Source organism: Pseudoxanthomonas sp. GW835-FHT14C01, assembly GCF_058793715.1.
This window is the reverse complement of record NZ_JBXAGB010000001.1, coordinates 1,327,266-1,346,130: the sequence shown is the minus strand read 5'-3', so window position 1 is coordinate 1,346,130 and position 18,865 is coordinate 1,327,266. Positions and strand designations below refer to the sequence as shown.

The following is an 18,865-nucleotide window of genomic DNA, read 5'->3' as shown; positions in this document are numbered from 1 at the left end:
GAGCCGAGCTTGCTCGGCTCCGCGATCTTTCCAGACCCCGTCATCGGACCGGAGAGCAGCGGAGCAAGCTCCGCTCTACAGGACGTCAGAGCTGCTGTGCCTTGCCGCTGCGGATGGCTTCGCTCAGCAGACGGTCGACGTCGCGCTGCATCTTGTCGGTCGCTGCCATCTGCTTGCGCGCCAGCGCTTCCTGCTGCCGCGCAAGCGGCTCCTGCTGGCGGGCCAGGACTTCCTGCTGGCGGGCCAACGCTTCCTGTTCGTCCTGCAGCGCCTTCATGCGGCGGTCGTTGGCGCCATCGCGGGTGTCGTCGCCGCGCAGGGCGGCGGCCGCCTGCCCGGTGGCGATCTCGGACATCTTCACGCCCAGTTCGCCCTGCTTCGAGCCCAACTCGCCCTGGCGTTCGCCGAGCGCACCCTGCTGTTCGCCGAGCTTGCCCTGTTGCTCGCCCAGCGCCTGGACGGGCGCATGCGCCGCCTTCATCTGCTGCACCGTGGCGGCATCGCGCACCACGTACTGCTTGCCGTTCTTCCGCACCCAGATGACCGGAGCATTGCCCTGCTGCAACCGCTGTGCCGTGCGGATGTCGTCGCTATGGCCAGCCATCGTCACGTCGTCGCCGTCGATCAGCACGTAGGCGTCGCCGTTGCGCGAGTCCCCGATGCTCATCGTGCCTGTCATGCGAAGCGCAGGCGGCGGCGGGGGCGACGGCGGCATGACCCTCGGCGCCGGCGGAGGTGCTGGCGGCGCGGGCGGTGCGGGAGGCGCAGGCATGTCGGCCGCGGAAGCGACGAGGACCGGTTGCGGTGCCGCCACGGGAGCCGGCGCGATGACGGGATCGGCCTGCGGCGCGACGGCGGGCGTAGCGACCGGGGCGGCGGCGATCGGCGCTATCGGTGCAGGCGCAGCGACCGGCGTGCTACTGGCGATGACGCGGTACGGCACCACGCCCAGCAGGACGAGACCGATGGTCAGGGCCAGCGCACGGGTGTGCAGGGGCGAAGCGGTGTGCTGCAGCATGAGCAGTCTCCTCTTGAGGATGCGGAACGTGGGGGATGCGCCTGCCAGTGCAGGCGACGGCGTGGTGGAGACGCCCAGCTTGACCAGCAGGCGTCCGTAATCGTGTGCGGCGTGATGTTCGTCCTCGAGCACGACGGCGTCGCAGGCCACCTCGCGGGCGAAGGCGTATTCGCGCGCGGCCAGGTGCGCCACCGGATGGAAGAAGAACAGGTGCTGGGCGAGCGCCGGCATCCACGCCCACCAGAGATCGCGGCGCTGCAGGTGCGCCAGCTCGTGATGCAGGGCCATGTGCAGGTCGTCGTCGCCCATCGCCACCAGGCTGCCGGCCGGCAGCATCAGCACGGGGCGCCAGGGACGGGCCAGCATCGGCGAGTCGATCTCGTCGCTGACCAGCAGCGCCGGGGCCTGCGCGATGCCGAGCCGCCGCGCCAGCGTCTGGTACACGCTGCGGACGCGGCGATCACGGCAAAGACGCGCGCGTGCGATCTGTCCGCGCAGGCGCCAGGCGTGGCGCAGTGTGTTCGCCAGCATCACTGCGATGCCGGCGAGCCAGGCGGCGAGCAGCAGCACGCCGGTGTCGAGCCGCGCCGCCTGCGTCGCAGGCGCCGGCTGGACCGTCATCGTGGACGCGGCAGGCATCGACGGCTCCGCGACCATCGCCACGACGGGCGCGACCGCGGGCTCCGCCGGCAACAACGGCAGTGCCACCGGCGCGTGCCAGACCAGTCCGACCACCATCTGCGTGGCGACCAGCCACCACAGCCAGGCGCGGGTGCGCGCATCCAGGCTCGGCAGGTAGCGGCACAGGGCCCAGACCAGGGCGGCGAGGATCAGCGATTGCAGGCCGACCGCGAGCATGCGGGCGATCGCGGCATCGGCGAGTGCGATGAGGTCCATGTCAGCCCTCCTTCCGCTTCGACTGCAGGTTGGCCACCAGCGCTTCCAGTTCGGCCAGCTCGTCGTCGCTGACCTCGGTGCGCTGCGACATCCAGGCGACGAACGGCGATAGCGAGCCCTGCAGTGTCTTCTCGACAAAGCTGCCGACCGCGCTGCGCATCACATCGTCGTGCTGCGCGACCGGGGCATAGCGGTAGACACCGTCGACCTGCCGGCGGCGCAGGAACGCCTTCGCGCGCAGCCGCTCCATCATCGTCAGTACGGTGGAACGGGCCAGTCCGCGTGCTTCGCCGAAGGCGGCGGCGACCTCGCCGACGCTGGCTTCGCCGTGCGCGGACAGATGCTGGAGCAGCGCCAGTTCCTGGTCGCCGATGGACTTGCGGGCCTTGCCTGGCATGGGTTCGCCTCGTGACTACAGTTGTCGTCAACTTGCCCGTGACGACAGCTGTAGTCAACCCTGCCGAAGGTCATCCCCCGCCCTTGGCCGACGAACGGTCACGGCTCAAGAAACCGCCGGCCGCGCCGATCCTTGGGTGACCCCACCCTGCGCCCGTGTCGCCATGCTCATCATCGTCGGCTTCATCATCGTCACCCTGAGCGTGATCGGCGGCTACCTCGGCTCGCACGGCAAGCTCGGCGCACTGTGGCAGCCCTTCGAACTGGTCATCATCGGCGGCGCCGCGCTGGGCGCGTTCATGGCCAGCAATCCGATGAAGGTCGTCAAGGGCACGCTGACCGCCACGCTGTCGGTGTTCAAGGGCGCCAAGTACAAGTCGTCCGACTATCTGGACGTGCTGACGCTGATCCACGAGATGCTCAACAAGGCGCGCCGCGACGGCTTCATGTCGCTGGAAGAGCACATCGAGAACCCCACCAACAGCCCGCTGTTCCAGAAGTACCCCAAGATCCTGGCCGACCATCATCTGCTCGATTTCCTGACCGAATGCCTGCGCCTGATGGTGGGCAGCAACATCGAGCCGCACGAACTGGAACCGCTGCTCGAACTGGAATTGGAGAAGCACCATCACGAGGCGATGGCGCCGGCGCATGCGCTGCAGAAAGTCTCCGACGGCCTGCCCGGCTTCGGCATCGTGGCCGCGGTGCTCGGCATCATCGTGACGATGGGCTCGATTGGCGGCGACATCGCGGCGGTCGGCGCGCACGTCGCCGCCGCGCTGGTCGGCACCTTCCTCGGCATCCTGCTGGCGTACGGCTTCGTATCGCCGCTGGCCGCGGCCATCGAAGCGCAGGTCGAGCAGGACAGCCGCATGTACGAATCGGTGAAGACCGCCCTGCTGGCCTGCCTGCGCGGCTACAACCCGGCCGTCGCGCTGGAGTTCGCGCGCAAGACGCTGCCCTCGGACGTGCGCCCGCCGTTCGCCGAGTTCGAAGCGCACCTGAAGGCCAACAAGTAAGCCACGGCGATGAGCGAACAGCGCCCCACCATCATCGTCCGCCGGGTCAAGAAGGTCGCCGGCGGCGGCCATCACGGCGGCTCGTGGAAGGTCGCGTACGCGGACTTCGTCACCGCGATGATGGCGTTCTTCCTGGTGATGTGGCTGATGGGCGCCACCACCAACAAGGAACGCGCGGCGATCTCGGAATACTTCCGCAATCCCAGCCCGCTGAGCGGCAAGAGCTTCTCGCCGGCGCCGGGTCCGGCCGGTCCGGGCGGGGCCAGCACCTCGATGATCAAGCTCGGCGGCACGATGGACCTGCCGAAAGGCGACAGCGACGACCCGTTCACTAAGCCGCCGGGCGACGGGAACGAAGCGTCCGAGGAGCAGCAGAAGGCACAGGAGAAGCAGCGCCTGGAAGCGCTGATGCAGGCGCTGGAAGAAGCGATCGGCAAGAGCCAGGCGCTGGAGCCGTTCAAGGACCAGCTGCTGCTCGACCTGACGCCGGAAGGTTTGCGCATCCAGATCGTCGACCAGCAGAACCGGCCCATGTTCGACCTGGGCGGCACGGTGCTGAAGCCGTACACGCAGACGATCCTGGGCGAGCTGGCCGGCTTCATCAACCAGGTGCCCAACCACATCAGCATCACCGGGCATACCGACGTCACCCAGTACACGTCCAACCGCGGCTACACCAACTGGGAGCTCAGCGCGGAACGCGCCAATGCCGCGCGCCGCGCGCTGGTGCTGGGCGGCATGCACGAGGACAAGGTGTCGCGCGTGGTGGGCCTGTCGTCGTCGGTGCTGTTCGACAAGCAGAATCCGCAGAACCCGATCAACCGGCGCATCAGCATCGTGGTGATGACCAGGGCGGCCGAAGAAGCGCTGCAGGGCGAAGGCCGTCCGCTGGCGCCCGGCGCGCCGTTGCCGGATGCCGATACCGCGATGCCGACGGCGACGGTCGACGCTGCGGCACCGCCGCAACCGGCCGCACCGGCCGCACCCCAGGCGACGGCCGCGCCTTGAACCGGCGCGATCACCCGCCGCCCGGCGGCCCCTTCAATTCGATCATGTTGCCATCGGGATCGCGGAAGTAGAGCGACAGGCCGTCGCCTTCCGCACCGAAGTTCACCTCGGCCGGACCTTCCGGCGTGATGCCGGCACCGGCCAGATGCGCGACCAGCGCGGACTCGTCGAAGGGTTCGATGCGCAGGCAAAGATGGTCGACGTTGCGGCCTTCGTTCCCTGCTGCCGCGCCACCGCGTGCACCCAGCCTGCCGTCGATGCCGACGAGATCGATCATCGACGCGCCTGCGCGCAGGTGCACAAGGCCAAGGTGCTCGCGCCGCCGCTCGACATAGCAGCCCAGCACGTCGCCGTAGAACGCGACGCTGCGCGCGAGGTCGCGGACGCGCAGCACGACATGGTCGATGCGCTGGACATTGAAAGGGCGCGTCATGGCCTGCTCCATTCGAAGACGGTCCTGCCTTCGACGAACGGGCACGGCCCGGATCGACATCACCGGGCCACCGCGGATGCGCCACGGCCCGTGGGCGTGGCGCAAGGGAGGCGGGAAACCGCGCCGGCGACGTCAGCGGACGACGTGCAGGCGGACTTCCACGCGGCGGTTCGGGATCAGGCACTCGCGCAGGGCCGCCTGCGGCTTCACGCCGTCGCATTGCTGGACCTGTTCGGTGTCGCCCTTGAAGCCGTACGTCACCTTGGCCGCGTCGACGCCGCGCTCCACCAGCAACGCACGCACGGTCTGCGCGCGACGCTCGGACAGCGCCTGGTTGTAGTCATGGCCACGCCCCTGCAGCCGGTCGGCATGGCCGACCAGTTCCACGCCGCTCAGCGTCAGCCCCTCGGCGCGCAGACGGCCGAGTTCGCGATCCAGGCTCTGCAGCGAGTAGGCGCGGATGTCGGCGCGGCCCGAGCGGTCGAACTCGAACAGCACATTGGCGGTCAGCACGGTGTCCGCCGGCAACACCGCCGGCACCGTCGGCCTGGCGCCGCACTGGCGCGACAGCGCCTCGGCATCGCTCACCCAGTCCTCGGCGATCTGGATGTACGGCTTGGCGTGCCGCCACTGCTGCTGGTTGAACTCGTTGCCGGCGTGGACCAGTTCCACCTCGCCGCAGGCGACGGCCTGCTGCGCGCAGGCGAACCCGGGCGTGCCGTGGATCGCGCCCAAGCGCTTCCACAGGTCCTCGCGCACGCGTGCCGCGCCGTTGACCAGCGGGGTGTCGGTCGGCAGCGGCGAGACGCCCTGCTCCATGCCCACGATCAGTTTCTCGGACTCGGTCAGCGCTTCCTGCGGGAAGGCGCTGCGGTCGTTGCGCGAGTACTCGTGGAAGGACACGTCCAGCCAGCACTGCGCTTTCGACAGGTGGTAGTCGCGGATCGGACGGGCGCCGTCGTTCAAGGCCTGGATGCGGCCCTGGGTATGTTCGTAGCCCGACAGGTCGGCATGGATCGCCTCGTCGGTGATGCGGTCGCGTGCCGGGGTCAGCTGCGTCTGCTGCGCAACGGCGGTGAAGGACAGGCCGGCCAGCACGGCGGCGCACAGCAGGGAGGTTTTCATCTTGGTCATGTCGGTAATCCTCAGCGCACCGGATCGCGGTAGCGGGCGTCTTCCCTGCGGAAGAGGTCTTCGTCGAACTTGAAGCGCAGGCGGATGAACGCGCCCTGCTGCGTGTACTCGTAACCGGTCAGGTCGTCGTCGCCGCGGAAGCCGGTGGCGTTGTAGCCCACCGACAACCACAGGTTCTGCCGCAGCAGGCGGCCGACCTCCAGGCCGAACGCGTACTGGTTGGCGCCGTCCTGGCCGCGGAAGGTCGAGCCCAGCACGCCGATGTCCCAGTTTTCGGTGATGTCGTAGACGATGCGGCCCGACAGCAGCACGGCATTGAAGTCGTCGTCGACGCGACCGGTATCGGCGTAGAAGAAGCTGTCCTGCTGCCACTTCGCCGCGACGCGGCCGGTCAGCCACCACGGACGCGACGGGTGCCAGTCCGCATGCGCCGACACGATGTGCGCGCTGCTGCGGATGTCCTGGCCGGTGTCCGAGCCGAAGCCGGTGCCGTCCATGCCGCTCTCGTCCTTCTCCAGCTTGTACTCGTAGCGGGCCAGCGCGTTGACGCGGTTGGTATCCGTGTCGCGATAGGCCGCGCCGATCTGGAAACGGTCCTGCAACACGTCGCCGCGCGCGTCGTACTCGGTGCGCAACAGGTAGTTGCGCGCCAGCAGCGTCCAGTCGCGGCTCAGCTTGCGCGCGGCCAGGAACTGCAGCAGCGTGGTGTTGTAGCCCTCGTTGGTCGGCGTGCCGGCGACGTCGTCGGAGATGCGGTGTTCCAGCCGCACGTTGCCGCGCCACAGCGGATTGGCACTGTAGTCCAGCGCGAAGCCGATGCCGGTCGAATCGCCGATGGTGCCGGAGATGACGTTGGTGTGCTCCAGCGTCGTGTCCAGGCGCAGGCCTTCGCGCAGGTCCCAGCGGTTGCGCATGCCCGAGGCGGCCTGGATGTCGCGGCCGGCGATGGCATCGCGCAGACGGTACTCGGAGAACAGCTGCGTGTCCTTGATGAAGCTGGTATCCACGCCCACCGCCACGGTGTCGGCCTCGCGCCCGTCCTGGGTCAGGCCGTTCACGCCGCTGATGCCGGTCTGCTTCTCGTAGCGGCCGTACACGCGGCTGCGTTCGCGCAGCTGGTAGTCCATGCCGAGCGCGACGCGGTTGCGGTCCTCGCCGTGGATGTCCTGCTCGATCTCGCCGCCGATGCTGAAGCGGTCGCTGGCGCGGTAGCCCACGCCGAAGCGCAGCATGTCCGACGACAGCTCGGTGCCGATCGGCAGGCCGCTGCCGACGTCGTTCGGATTGCCGGTGCTGATGATCGGCAGGCCGGTCAGCGGATCCAGCGGCTGCTGGCCGTAACCGAGCGCGCCACCGCCCGAACCGGTGGCGTAACCGCCCGACAGGCCGCCGATGTTGCCGTAGCCGCTGCCGGTGGCCCAGGTGTAGTACGCGCCCACGGTCTCGCGGATGGCGCGGTAACCGAAATCCAGCGTCAGCTTGTCGGTGACCTTCACGCGCGTGCCCGCGCTCGCGGCGTCGCGTTCGCCGCCATCGGGATTGCGGTCCTCGCTGCGCAGGCCCTCGGCGTACAGCTCGAAGCGGTCGGTCAGGCGCCAGCGCGTGGTCAGGCTGTACTCGCCACGGCCGCCGTACAGCGGCGACGACGGATTGTTGAACGCGGGATCGGACTGGCCGGCGAACAGCTTCAGGTCCAGCGCCTTGCCGGCGTGCCCCAGTTCGACGCGCCAGGCATCGCCTTCCACCAGCCCGCTCAGGCCCTGCAGGCCCGGCGTGCCGTACTGGTTGACGCTGTTGGTGTTGACCTCGCTGCGCGTGCGCGCGGCTTCCGCCACCAGCCAGGTGTTGGCGCCCAGCTTGTAGCCGACGTTGGCGCTGCCCATCTCGAAGGCGGCGAACGGATTGCGGTCGTCCACGTAGGAGCCGCCGATCTCGCCGCGCTCGCCGACGCGCAACTGCGCATCCGCGCCCAGTACCAGGAACTTCTCGGTGCCCTGGTCCAGTTCGTAGGTGATGCGCAGCGATACCGGATTGAGGTCGCTGTCGAACGAGGGCAGGAAGCTGTTGAGCAGGATGCGGCCGGAGAACGGCTCGAAGCTGTAGTCGATCAGGCGGCCCAGCGGACGCACCGAGACGATGCGCGAGGGCTGGTTGCGGTCGCGCACGACCACTTCCACGCGCTCGCTGCCTTCCAGCACCGCGTTGTTGCGCAGGCCGTACGGGCCGCTGCCGGCGGCCGGCAGTTCCTCGATCACCTGGCGCAGCGAGTCCTCGATGGCGAAGACGTTGCCGCGGACGCGCGCGTTCTCGAAATGCCAGCCCAGGCCGGTCGCGGTGCGGTTGTAGGTGCCCAGCACGCGCTGGCCCGCCTGCGTGCCGAAGTCCACGCCGGTCTGCGTGGCGATGTTGTCGCCGGTCTGGAAGTCGCCGTAGAGCAGGTAGCTGCGGTCCTTGTCCACGCGCACGTACAGGCGTTCGGCCGAGCGCGCGTCGAAACCGCGCAGCGACGCGTCGCCGTAGACCGGATAGAACTCCTCCGGCTGGATGTCGCGCAGCAGGCGCGCCCGCACCTCTTTGTCCGAATCGTAGGCCGCGGTCAGCAGGTACTCGCCCTTGATCGTGCCCTTGACGAAGAACGCGGCGCGCGCGGCGCCGTTCGCCTTGCCGCTGTTGAACTGCTTCTCCCAGCGGCGGATCTCGCGCTCGAAGCCGTCGCCGCGCTGGGTGCCGTTGACGAGGTTCTCGCCCTTGCGGCGGAAGTTGATGACGCCTTCGATCAGGCCGGTGGCGATCAGCTCGCGCATCTCCGGCACGAAGCCAACGACGCCTTCGGCGCTGTGGCTGCCCGAGGTCACGCGCAGCAGCACGTCCTGCGGATCGTGCGGCGCCAGCAGTTCGAACTCGGCACGGCCGTCGCGGACGGCCAGCTGGATGCCGGGCGTCACTTCATCGGCGTCCAGCCGGCCCGGACCGAACTCGTCGGTGCGGCCATCGGCCAGCTTGATGCGGCCGCCGCTGTGCTCGATGGTGGCGAAGGACTCGCCCGCCATCGGCTTGCCGTCGGCGCCGTACAGCTGCACGACCACCTTCACCGGCGACTGGCCGTCGGCCGGCACGCCGTCGCGGTCGACCTCGACCACCACGCGGTCGACGCCGGCGTTGACGCTGTAGTCGACGTTGCCGGGCTGCGCGTACAGCGGTTGCGGCGCGCGGTCCTGCGATTCGGGCGATTGCGGGTACAGCGGCGTGGCCTGGCCGAGTACCGGCGTGAAGCGCTGGTCGCCGGACACGGCCTGCGCGTGCACCAGCACCGGCGTCACCGCCAGGGCCAGCGCCAGCGCGAGGGGATGGAACGAAGGACGCGAAGCACGCATGGCACGGGATTCCAGTGAGGTCGACGGACGCGGGGCGATGCGGCTCATGGCTGCACCTCTCCGTTGCCTGCCTCATCCGTGCCTGTAGGCCTCGGATCGACGATCGGCCGCTGGTTGGCCGAATCGGTGCCCTGTTGCGGCGCGCGCGCGGGCTTGCTCTCGAAGCGCAGCGGTTGCTGGTTGCGCTCGGTCTCCGGCGCGCGGATCTCGCCCTGCGTGCGGCGCGCCTTCACCTGCTCGATCACCGGGTTGGAGCAGCTGCCCTCGATGAAGTCGGCGCGGTGCAGCTCGCCGTTCTTGAGGTCGATGAACAGGCTGTCCGCATCGCCCAAGTTGCGGTTGCTGCTGGTGGTCAGGCGCGAGCCCACGGGCAGGGTCGAGGCATCGACCTTCAGCGTGTGGCTCTTCGGCGGCAGGCCGCAGTAGCTGTACTTGCCTTCCGAATCGCTCACCATCCAGGTGCCGTCCTCGAAGTACATGCGCACGCCGGGGATGCCCAGCTCTTCCTTGTCCTGCACGTGGTTGACGTTGCAGTCCACGAAGATCTTGCCCAGCACGCAGCCTTCGTCGGCGAACACGCCGCCGCTGACGATCACGCGGTACTCGGCCGGGTTGGACGGCACCACGCCGCCGTTCGGGTACGGCGTCAGCGTGGTCGGATCGACGCAGCCGCCGTCGATCGAACAGCCCCAGGCACGCGCCCGGTTGATGCCGTCGCCCTGCTGGCTGCCGACGCCCACGCGCACGCGGTAGGTCAGCACCTTCTGCTGGCCGACGGCGAGGTTGCCCACGTCGAACACCAGCGTCGGGCCGGGTTTGCCCTGCGGATTGGCGATGCCGGCGTTGTCGACGCGTGCGGTGCCATCGATGAAGGTGAAGCCATGCGGCAGGCGGTCGATCACGTTGACCGTGCCCATCGCCGCACCCGCGGTCTGGCGGATGGTGATGGTGTAGACCAGGCTGTCACCCACTTCCACCGTCTTGCGGTCGCCGGTCTTGGTGATGACCAGGCCCGGCGCGATCTGCGGATCCAGCGGGATGTGGTTGTGCACCGGCACCGCCACGCCCGAACCCAGCGTCAGCTCCAGGTAGTAGGTCGTCGACGTGCCCACCGGACCGGTCGGCGCGGTCGCGTTGGTCTGCACCGGATAGCCTTCGCCCGGCGTGGACGGCGGCGTCAGCGGCGAGGTTTCCGCGGGGATCATGCCGGACTGGAACGTGTAGCCGGCCGGCGGCGTCACCGCCAGCTGGAAGCGGCACGAAGCGGGTGCGTTCGGACCCAGCAGGAACTGGTAGAAGCCCTCTGCGCCCACCGTCATCGACACCGACGTGCCCTGCACGGTGTAACCGCCCAGCGTGGCGTTCAGCACGTGCTGCTCGGGCGCATAGCCCGCGCAGGTGCCGATCGGCGTCAGCGTCACGCGCGAACCGGGGACCGGCGAACGCGTCGTCGCGTCGTAGACCACGCCGCCCGGATTCAGCGGCAGGCTCTGCTGCGGCAGGTTGGCGCCCGGCGCCAGCACCACGGCCAGATGCGTGTTGCCGCCGTCGTTGCTGCGGCACGAACTCGCGGTGCCGTTGGCCGCCGCGTTGGTGGCGTCGCAGGGCACCGGCGGACCGGCGACCGTTTCGCCGCTCACCGGCAGGCCCCACACCACGCCCGTCGCCGGATCGCGGAAGCGGATGTTCAACGGCACGCCCGGCACCTGGTCGGCGATGGAGTACGTGCCGTCGGCGCCGGTGGTCGCCGTGCCGACGATCTGGCCGCTGCCGTCGACGACTTCCACCCCCCAGCCGGACAGGCGGCGGTCGCCGCTGTCGATGCGGCCGAAGTCGCTGCCCTGGTCGAACCACACCGTGCCCGACACCGAGGCCGACAACTGCACCGGCGTCGGCAGGCGGCACGCGTTCTGCGTGATCGCCGGGTCGCACACCGGCAGGTCGGCCGGATTGCCTTCGAAGTCGGCGCGTTCGTCCGGCGTCGGCGTGCGGAATTCGTTCTCGCCACCCCCTTCGACGATCACCGCGTTGTTCACCGGCGAAGCGGTCGCGGCCGCCGCGGCGACGCGCACGGACGCCACGATCGTGTCGGCCGAGGTCGCGCCCGCGCCGATCACCGTGCTGCTGGCGCAGCGGAAGCGGTTGTCGCCGACGGCGCCGGTGCAGGTCCAGCCCATGCCCGCCGGCGTGGCGGCCAGCGTCAGGCCGGCCGGCAGGCGGTCTTCCACCACGTACTCGCCGGCGCTGGGCTGCTGCCCGATGTTGCGCACGCGCAGCGTGTAGGTGGCGGTGTTGTTGACGGTGAAGATCGCCGGCGTGGCGGTCTTGCTGACCACCAGGTCGGGCGAATCGCCGATCTCGCCGAAATTGTTGTCGATCGACTCGCCACCCGGCGGCAGCACGATGCCGCTGATCGCCGACGGCGTGGTCGTCACCGGCGTCGCGGTGCCCACGACGGTGCCGTCGATGGTGCCGGCGCTGGTGATGCCGTTGAGCGTCTCCGGCGGCTGCGTCGGTTCGGTCACGGTGTAGGTGCCCGGACGCAGGTCGTCGAAGCGGTAGCGGCCGTCGGCGTCGGTGGTGACGGTGACGTTGACGGCCTGGCCCAGGTCGTCGGTGCCGGTCAGCACCACCTGCACGCCCGCGTAGCCGCCCTCGCCCGCGTCGATGACGCCGTTGTTGTTGCCGTCGTTGTAGACGCGGCCACCGATCGTGCCGGCCGGGACTTCGCCGAAGTCGTTGCCGGTGACGTCCTCGCCCACGCCCAGCGTGATGCCGCTGATGACGGACGGCGTGGCGGTCGGCAGCGTGGCGGTGCCGCCGCCGGTGCCGGCGTTGGTGATGCCGTTCAACGTGCCCGCGGGTTGCTCGGGTTCGGTGATCGTGTAGGTGCCCGGCGGCAGCTCGGTGAAGGCATAGCTGCCGTCCGGCTGCGTGGTCACTTCACGCGTGATGGTGTTGCCCGCCAGGTCGGTGCCGGTCAGGCGCACGACGACGTTGCCGATGCCGGTCTCCGACGGATCGATGACGCCGTCGTTGTCGCTGTCGCGCCACACGCGGCCGCCGATGGAGCTGTTGAGCGGGATCTCGCCGAAGTTGTTGCCGATCGAGTTCGCGCCCGGCGTGGTCAGGTCGATCGCGCTGATGGCGCTGGGCACGGTGGTGATCGGCGTGGCGGTACCCGACGGCGTGCCGCCGACGGTGCCGGCCACGGTCTGGCCGTTGCTCGTGCCGGTCGGCTGCGTCGGTTCGGTCACCGTGTAGGTGCCGGGACGCAGGCCTTCGAACGCATAGTCGCCGTTGGCGTCGGTGGTGGTGCTCAGCGACACGGTCGCGCCGGTGTCGTCGGTACCGGTCAGCGTGATGGTCACGCCGTCGATGCCGGTCTCGGCCGCGCCCGACTGCAGGCCGTCGTTGTCGGCGTCGAAGAACACGCGGCCCGACAGCGACACCGCGAGCGTCTCGCCGAAGTTGTTGTTGATCGACGCGCCGCCTGCGGGCAGCACGATGCCGGCCACCGCGCTGGGCACGGTCGCGACCGGCGTGGCGGTGCCGCTGGCGCTGCCGCCGACGGTGCCGGCCACGGTGATGCCGTTGATCGTGGTCACGCCGCCGACCACCGGCTGTGCCGCCTGCTCGCTGACGGTGTAGGTGCCGGCCAGCAGGTCGTCGAAGCGGTAGTTGCCGTTGGCGTCGGTGACGATCGCCGCCACCGTGTTGCCCAGCGCATCCACGGTGCCCGCGGGCAGCGAGACGCTGACGCCCGCGATGCCGTTCTCGCCCGCGTCGCGCACGCCGTTGTTGTTGGCGTCCAGCCACACGCTGCCGCCCAGCGACGCGGCGCGTTCGCCGAAGTCGTTGCCGCTGGAACCGCTCGCCGGCAGGTTGGTGACGGTGATGGTGTTGGTCGGGTTTTCCTGGCCGTCCGCCAGCCCGGTGGGCTGCGTTTCGACGATGCGGTAGTTCTGGCCGGTGATCGCACCGCCATAGCTGTAGCCGCCGTTGGCATCCGTGGTCAGGGTGACCGGCGGCGGGTCGTCCGGCGTGCCGAACACGCCATCGGGACCTGCGCCCTCGATCACCACGGTGACGCCCGGAATGCCCGGCTCGCCGGCATCCTGGCCGCCGTCGTCGTCGCGATCCAGGTAGACCGTGCCGCTGATGATCGCGTTGGCGAGCTCGCCGAACAGGTAGCCGGTCGCCGCCTGGCCTTCGCTGATGACGATGCCGTCGATGACGTTCGAGGTCGTCGCAGTGCCCGGCGTCGCCGCATTGCCCGGCGTGTGCCGGCCGTCGATGTAGCCGGTGGGCTGCGTCTCGGTGATCGTGTAGCTGCCGGTGGGCGGCAACAGGTCGCGGAAGACGTAGGCGCCGCTGGCATCGGTCTGCACGGTGACGTTGACCGGATTGCCGAGCACGTCGGTGCCCGTCAACGTCAGCGTGACGTTGGCGATCGGATTCTCGCCGGTATCGAAGTTGCCGTTGTCGTTGTTGGCCGGCGTGGCCGAGAAATCCTCGAACACCACACCCGCCAGCGAGCCCAGCGTTTCGCCAAAGTCGCGGCCGGTGACGCCGGCGGACGGCAGCGCGTTGACGTCGATGACGTTGGTCGGGTGCTCGGTACCGTTGCCGTAACCGGCCGGCTGCGTCTCGGTGACGCGGTAGTTCTGGCCGACCACCAGGCCGGTGAACTGGTACGCGCCGTTGGCGTCGGTCTGCAGCGTCACGGGAGCCGGATCGTCGCCGTTGCCGAAGATGCCGTCCGCGCCCGCGCCGGTCAGCGTGACGGTCACGCCCTGCAAGCCGCCGTTCGGGCGCGAATTGACCGTGCCCGCATCGCCGGCGTCGAAATCGCCGTTGCCGTTGCGGTCGACGTAGACGCTGCCGCTGATGGCGGCCACCGCGTCCTCGCCGAAGTTGAACAGCGTGCCGTCCGTGCCGGCACCCAGGTCGATGTTGCTGATGCGGTCGGTCGTCGGCGCGTCTCCGCCGATACCGGTGCCCGGCGTGCAGCCGGTCGCGCATGCCGCGCCGCCGATCAGGCCGGGATTCACCGCGCTCGGACGGTTCTGGTAACTGCCTGCCGGCAGTGCTTCGCGCAGCGTATAGACGATCAGCGGATCGAGGTTGGTGAAGCTGTAGGCGCCGGCCGCATTCGTCGTGGCGGTGGCCACCACCGTGCCGGTGGCGGCATTGAGCAACTCCACCGTCGCGCCGGCGATCGCACCGTCGCCGCCGTTCTGCACGTTGTTGAAGTTGGTATCGACGTAGACGAAGCCCGACAGCGAGGGACGACGCACTTCGGGGAAGTTGTAACGCACGCCGGCGTCGTTGGCGCCGACCGGGATGGCGGCGATCACCGAGTTGGGCGTACCCGCCGAATACGTGCCACCGAGCGACGGCGCACTGCCGCCCGCAGTGGGCGGATCGATCGGACCGTTGACGTAAGCGGCCGGCTGAGTCTGGGTGATGGTGTACCCCGACGCATCGGAAGGCGACAGGTTCTCGAAGCGGTACGCGCCGTCCGCAGCGGTGACCAGGCTGAGGTTCACCGCGTTGCCGTAGAGGTCGGTACCGGTGAGCACGACGGTGACGCCGGGGATGCCAGGTTCGCCCGTGACCGTCTGCTGCGTGCCGCCGTTGCCGGCCGTACGATCACGGTCCTCGAACACCAAGCCCTCCAGCGACGAACGCGTGACGCCGAGCGGCACGGTCGTGGTGTTGTTGCCGGGGATCGGATCGACCTGCTCGGTCGCGATGGTCGCGGTGTTGTTCACCGTGCCGCCGGTCGGATAGATATCCCAGCGCGAGGGCACGACGATGCGCACGCGACCGGTGGCGGTGACGTCGCCGAGGGTGCAGGTGACCGTATTGCCGGCCTGCGCGCAGGTGCCGGTGCCGAGCGGCACTTCGCCGCCGCCCGGGTTCGGGCCCACCTTGCGCCACGTGATCGGCCCGGTGACCACCAGGCCCGCCGGCAGCGTGTCGGTGACGACGGTGCCGGTGCCGTTGAGCGGGCTGTTGCCGGTGCGGTCCAGCGACAGGCTGGCGCCCGGGCCGTTGTTGACGCCTTCCACCACGTAGAAGAACGGCTGGCGCAACGCCACGCTGGTGACGGTCGGCGGCAGCGCGACGCCCGGATCACTGTCGGGCAAGGCGACGACGGTCGTCTTCGTCACGGCCATGTCGGCGCGCGCGCGGATCGTCGTGTCCTGGTCGGCGGTGTTGTTGAGCGGGTTGGTGTCGGTTTCGGCAGAGGTGACGCTGACGGTATTGCCCAGCGTGTCGCCGGCCGCGCCCGGGGCGGTCTCGTACTGGAAGCGCAGGTACAGCCGGCTCGTCGTGCCGCTGGCGACCACGCCCGGCTGGTTGGGGGCGAAGCCCGCGCCCGGCATCAGGCAGCTCAGCGTCAGCGGCGCGCCGGTCGTCGGATTGCTGCCGGTGGTGACGGTGCAGTCGCCCGCGACGAACGTGCCGGTAGGCGTGGCGGACGCGCCGATGTAGCGCACCGTGCGGCCGGGCTGCGGGGTCAGGGTGTCCTCGATGCGGACATCGGTGGCCAGCGACGGACCGTTGTTGTTGACCGTGATGCGGTAGGTGATCAGGTTCTGGCTGAGGTCGTTGGCGTTGAAGCCCAGCGGATCCACGCCGCCGACGAAGCCGACGTCTTCCTTGTTCGCGATCAGGTCCACGGTGCCGCTGTTGAACGGCAGCGTGGCGGCGCGCTGGTCGTCGCCGGCGGAGGTGTCGAGGTTGTAGTCGAAGCTGCCGTTGGCGTCGCTGCCGGTCGCCGGGTCCGGCGTGCCGTCGTTGTTGCGGTCGAAGTAGAAGTCGGCCAGGTTGGTGAAGGTACGGCCGGTGTTGCCGACGTTGACGTTCGGGCGGATCACCACCGTCATGCTTTCGGTCTGGCCGTTGCCCATCGAGAGCGGCGCGCAGGTCAGCGTGACCGTGGCCGTGCCGCCGGTGGGATTGGCGTACGACGTGCCGCCGCTGGCCGGCGCCGTGGTGACGCCCGCGCCCGGCGTGGCGGTGCAGGCGGTGGGCGCGGCGCCCGTGCGCGTGGCCGACACCAGCACGAAGCCGGCATCGTTCGCGGGCAGCGTGAACACGTCGCGGAACACCACGCCCGGCGCGGTCGACGGGCCCTGGTTCTGGTACGACATCACGTAGGTAGTGTTCACGCCGGCCTGGCCGGTCGCGCTCGAGGTGATGTTCTTCGCCGTGGTGCGCACGTTGGCCACGCGGTCGACCTGCAGCCAGTCCGAGGCGCTGTTGTTGGCGGTGTTCACCTCGCCGACGGAACCGGGCACGGCGGCGTCGATGCCGACGCCCGCCGTGTTGCAGAACGCATTGTTGATCGGCACGCCGCCGCAGGTGCTGGCGCCGGTGCCGGCGCTGTCGAACAGCGCGCGCTGCACCGTCAGCACAATGACCGCGCTGGCGCCGCTGGCGAGCGGGTTGGTGCCCGAGCGGCAGATCACCGATGCCCCGGTGGTGCAGGTCCAGCCGGGCGGCACGGTGGTGGCGGTGACGGTGGTGCGGCCACTGACGAAGCCGGGGATCGCGTCGTTGACGACCACGCCGGTGGTGCTGTCGGGACCGTCGTTGGTGACCGTCAGCGTGTAGGTCACCGTGGTCTGGCTGGCGCTCAGCACGTTGTCCGCCGTGCCGGGGCCGTTGGTCTGCTTGGCGATGCGCAGGTCGGCGCGCTCGTTGGTGGTGCGGGTGCCCGCGCCGTTGCAGTCGTTGCTGGCGTCCGGGTCGGTATTGACGCCGTTGCCGGTCAGCGGCTCCAGCGAACCATTGGAGCCGCCCGTACACGCCGTGTTGGTCAGCGAACCGGCGGCGCGCGCACGGCTGATGATCTGCAGCTGCGGCGCGTTGGCGTTCACCGCCAACGGCAGCGAACCGGCGTTGAGGTCGCAGGTGACGCGCTGGCGCGCCGGCGGCACGGCATACGGATTGTCGACGACACAGGTCCACGGGCCGGCGGCGGAGATGAACTCCTCGCCCGCGGCCAGTTCGTCCACCACCTGCACCTGGCCGGTCGCGGCGCGCGGACCGAGGTTGCGCACGACGATGTTCGAGGTCATGCGGCTGTCGGTGTCGCTGCCGATGCCGTCCCAGACGGTGATCAGCGCGGGCGTCTTCGCCTTGGTCAGCGACAGGTCCGCGCCATCGGCGAGCACGGTGAACGTGGTGGTGCCGGTGTTGTTGTTGGTGCCGTTGCCGGGGCTGTTCGGGTCGGCCGTGGCGGAGGTGATGGTGGCGGTGTTGGTGACGTCGCCGCTGCTGTTCGGACCCGTCGACGGGACGGTGGCCACGATGGTGATGGTCGCCACTTCACCCACCGGCATGTCGCCGCCGGTGCGGTTGCAGGTGCGGACGCTGTTGGCGGCGTCACTGCTGCAGGTCCAGGCCGCCGGCGCAGTGCCACCGGTGATGACGAAACCGGCCGGCAGGGCATCGGTGATGCTCGCGCCCTGCGCGGCGCTGGGCCCGGTGTTGCGCGCGGTCAGCGTGAACGTGACGGACTGGCCGGCGATGGCCGGGGCCGGCGCAGCCGACTTGGTGAGCGACAGGTCGGCACCCGGCGTGATGGTGGTGCTGACCTCGGCATCGTTGTTGTCGGGCTCCGGATCGGGCGTACCGATCGCCTCGATCACCGCCGCATTGGTGATGTTGCCGCTGCCGGCATTCACCCGCGCGCGGAAGCTGAAGGTCGCCGTGCCACCCACGGCCAGCGTGCCGGCATGGGTGGCGGTGGTGGTACCGGCATTGAACGTCCAGCCGCTGCCGCTGAAGCTGTTGGCGACGTAGGTCGTCGCGGCCGGCAGCGTGTCGACCACGCGGAAGTTCGTCGACGGACTGGGGCCCGCGTTGGTGACGGTCAGCGTGTAGGTCACTTCGCCGCCGCCGACCACCGGGTTCGGCGTGGCGGTCTTCTGCAGGCGCAGGTCGCCCGACACCGTCAGCGTGGTCGCCTGGCTGCGGATGTTGTTGGCGGTGTTGGTGTCGCCGGCGAAGAACGGGTGGGCGGGCGTGAGGCTGGAGATCGGGGTGCCGGGCGGTGGCGTGTTGGCGCCGAAGCCGACCGCACCGCGCATGGTGACCGTGCCGGGCGACTGTCCGGCGGTGTTCACGCCGATCTGGAACGTCACCGGCGAACCGCCGGCCAGCGTGCCCTGAAGCGCGCCATGGTTGCAGACGATGCGGGTGGGGACGCCCGCATCGGCCGCGCAGAACGCCGGCAGGGTACCGGCGGTGGTGCCCGCCGGCAGGTCGAAGATGCTGACGGTGTTGTTGGCGACGTCGCCTGCGCCGTTCTCCAGCGTGACGCTGTAGACCACGTCGCTGCCGGCGGGAACCGGGTCGTAGCCGCTGTCGGACAGGTCGGTGAGCTGCAGGTCGGCAGCGAAGGCCGGCACCGCCAGCAGGCTGCCTGCCACCATCAGCGCCCGGGCGAGGCCGCGCATGATGGAACCGGTGGAGCGAGAAGAGCACGAGGTTGCGGGCACCGCGCCACACACAACCGTCCAATGGCCATCGGCGACGCGCGCCGATCCGACTTCCTGATTCACTG

General features: G+C 69.7%; 8 protein-coding genes. 2 read left to right on the top strand and 6 right to left on the bottom strand.

Going from position 1 to position 18,865, the window contains the following annotated elements:
* Positions 1-85 precede the first annotated feature (85 nt).
* Complete coding sequence (locus AC1Q5B_RS05860; protein ID WP_492630774.1) at positions 86-1,915, bottom strand: M56 family metallopeptidase; 1,830 nt, start codon at positions 1,913-1,915, stop codon at positions 86-88.
* 1 nt (position 1,916) lies between these two features.
* Positions 1,917-2,312 (bottom strand): BlaI/MecI/CopY family transcriptional regulator, encoded by a 396-nt coding sequence (locus tag AC1Q5B_RS05855; RefSeq protein WP_492630773.1) that lies wholly within the window; start codon positions 2,310-2,312, stop codon positions 1,917-1,919.
* A 163-nt stretch (positions 2,313-2,475) separates the two neighbouring features.
* Here AC1Q5B_RS05855 and motA point away from each other — a divergent pair, with 163 nt between their 5' ends.
* Entirely contained in the window at positions 2,476-3,330 is an 855-nt protein-coding gene (gene motA / locus AC1Q5B_RS05850) for a flagellar motor stator protein MotA (RefSeq protein ID WP_334179123.1), read from the top strand.
* A gap of 9 nt (positions 3,331-3,339) precedes the next feature.
* Complete coding sequence (motB, locus tag AC1Q5B_RS05845) at positions 3,340-4,338, top strand: flagellar motor protein MotB (RefSeq protein WP_492630772.1); 999 nt, start codon at positions 3,340-3,342, stop codon at positions 4,336-4,338.
* A gap of 10 nt (positions 4,339-4,348) precedes the next feature.
* On the opposite strand, the gene AC1Q5B_RS05840 is transcribed toward motB, so the two are convergent.
* From AC1Q5B_RS05840 to AC1Q5B_RS05825, 4 genes are all read right to left on the bottom strand, one after another.
* On the bottom strand, positions 4,349-4,771 hold the full coding sequence (locus AC1Q5B_RS05840; protein WP_492630771.1) for a VOC family protein: 423 nt from the start codon (positions 4,769-4,771) through the stop codon (positions 4,349-4,351).
* 132 nt (positions 4,772-4,903) lie between these two features.
* Positions 4,904-5,905 (bottom strand): OmpA family protein, encoded by a 1,002-nt coding sequence (locus tag AC1Q5B_RS05835; RefSeq protein ID WP_492630770.1) that lies wholly within the window; start codon positions 5,903-5,905, stop codon positions 4,904-4,906.
* Between the two features lie 11 nt (positions 5,906-5,916).
* Positions 5,917-9,327, bottom strand: a complete 3,411-nt coding sequence (locus tag AC1Q5B_RS05830; protein WP_492630769.1) for a TonB-dependent receptor — start codon at positions 9,325-9,327, stop codon at positions 5,917-5,919.
* On the bottom strand, positions 9,324-18,758 hold the full coding sequence (locus AC1Q5B_RS05825) for an SdrD B-like domain-containing protein (protein WP_492630768.1): 9,435 nt from the start codon (positions 18,756-18,758) through the stop codon (positions 9,324-9,326). The genes AC1Q5B_RS05830 and AC1Q5B_RS05825 overlap by 4 nt, the downstream gene beginning before the upstream one ends.
* Positions 18,759-18,865 lie beyond the last annotated feature (107 nt).

Bases quoted from the DNA above. Each gene is read 5' to 3' on its own strand.
- AC1Q5B_RS05855 (WP_492630773.1), bottom strand. From the start codon at position 2,312: ATGCCAGGCAAGGCCCGCAAGTCCATCGGCGACCAGGAACTGGCGCTG.
- AC1Q5B_RS05825 (WP_492630768.1), bottom strand. From the start codon at position 18,758: ATGCGCGGCCTCGCCCGGGCGCTGATGGTGGCAGGCAGCCTGCTGGCG.
- AC1Q5B_RS05830 (WP_492630769.1), bottom strand. From the start codon at position 9,327: ATGAGCCGCATCGCCCCGCGTCCGTCGACCTCACTGGAATCCCGTGCC.
- AC1Q5B_RS05860 (WP_492630774.1), bottom strand. From the start codon at position 1,915: ATGGACCTCATCGCACTCGCCGATGCCGCGATCGCCCGCATGCTCGCG.
- AC1Q5B_RS05840 (WP_492630771.1), bottom strand. From the start codon at position 4,771: ATGACGCGCCCTTTCAATGTCCAGCGCATCGACCATGTCGTGCTGCGC.
- motB (WP_492630772.1), top strand. From the start codon at position 3,340: ATGAGCGAACAGCGCCCCACCATCATCGTCCGCCGGGTCAAGAAGGTC.
- motA (WP_334179123.1), top strand. From the start codon at position 2,476: ATGCTCATCATCGTCGGCTTCATCATCGTCACCCTGAGCGTGATCGGC.
- AC1Q5B_RS05835 (WP_492630770.1), bottom strand. From the start codon at position 5,905: ATGACCAAGATGAAAACCTCCCTGCTGTGCGCCGCCGTGCTGGCCGGC.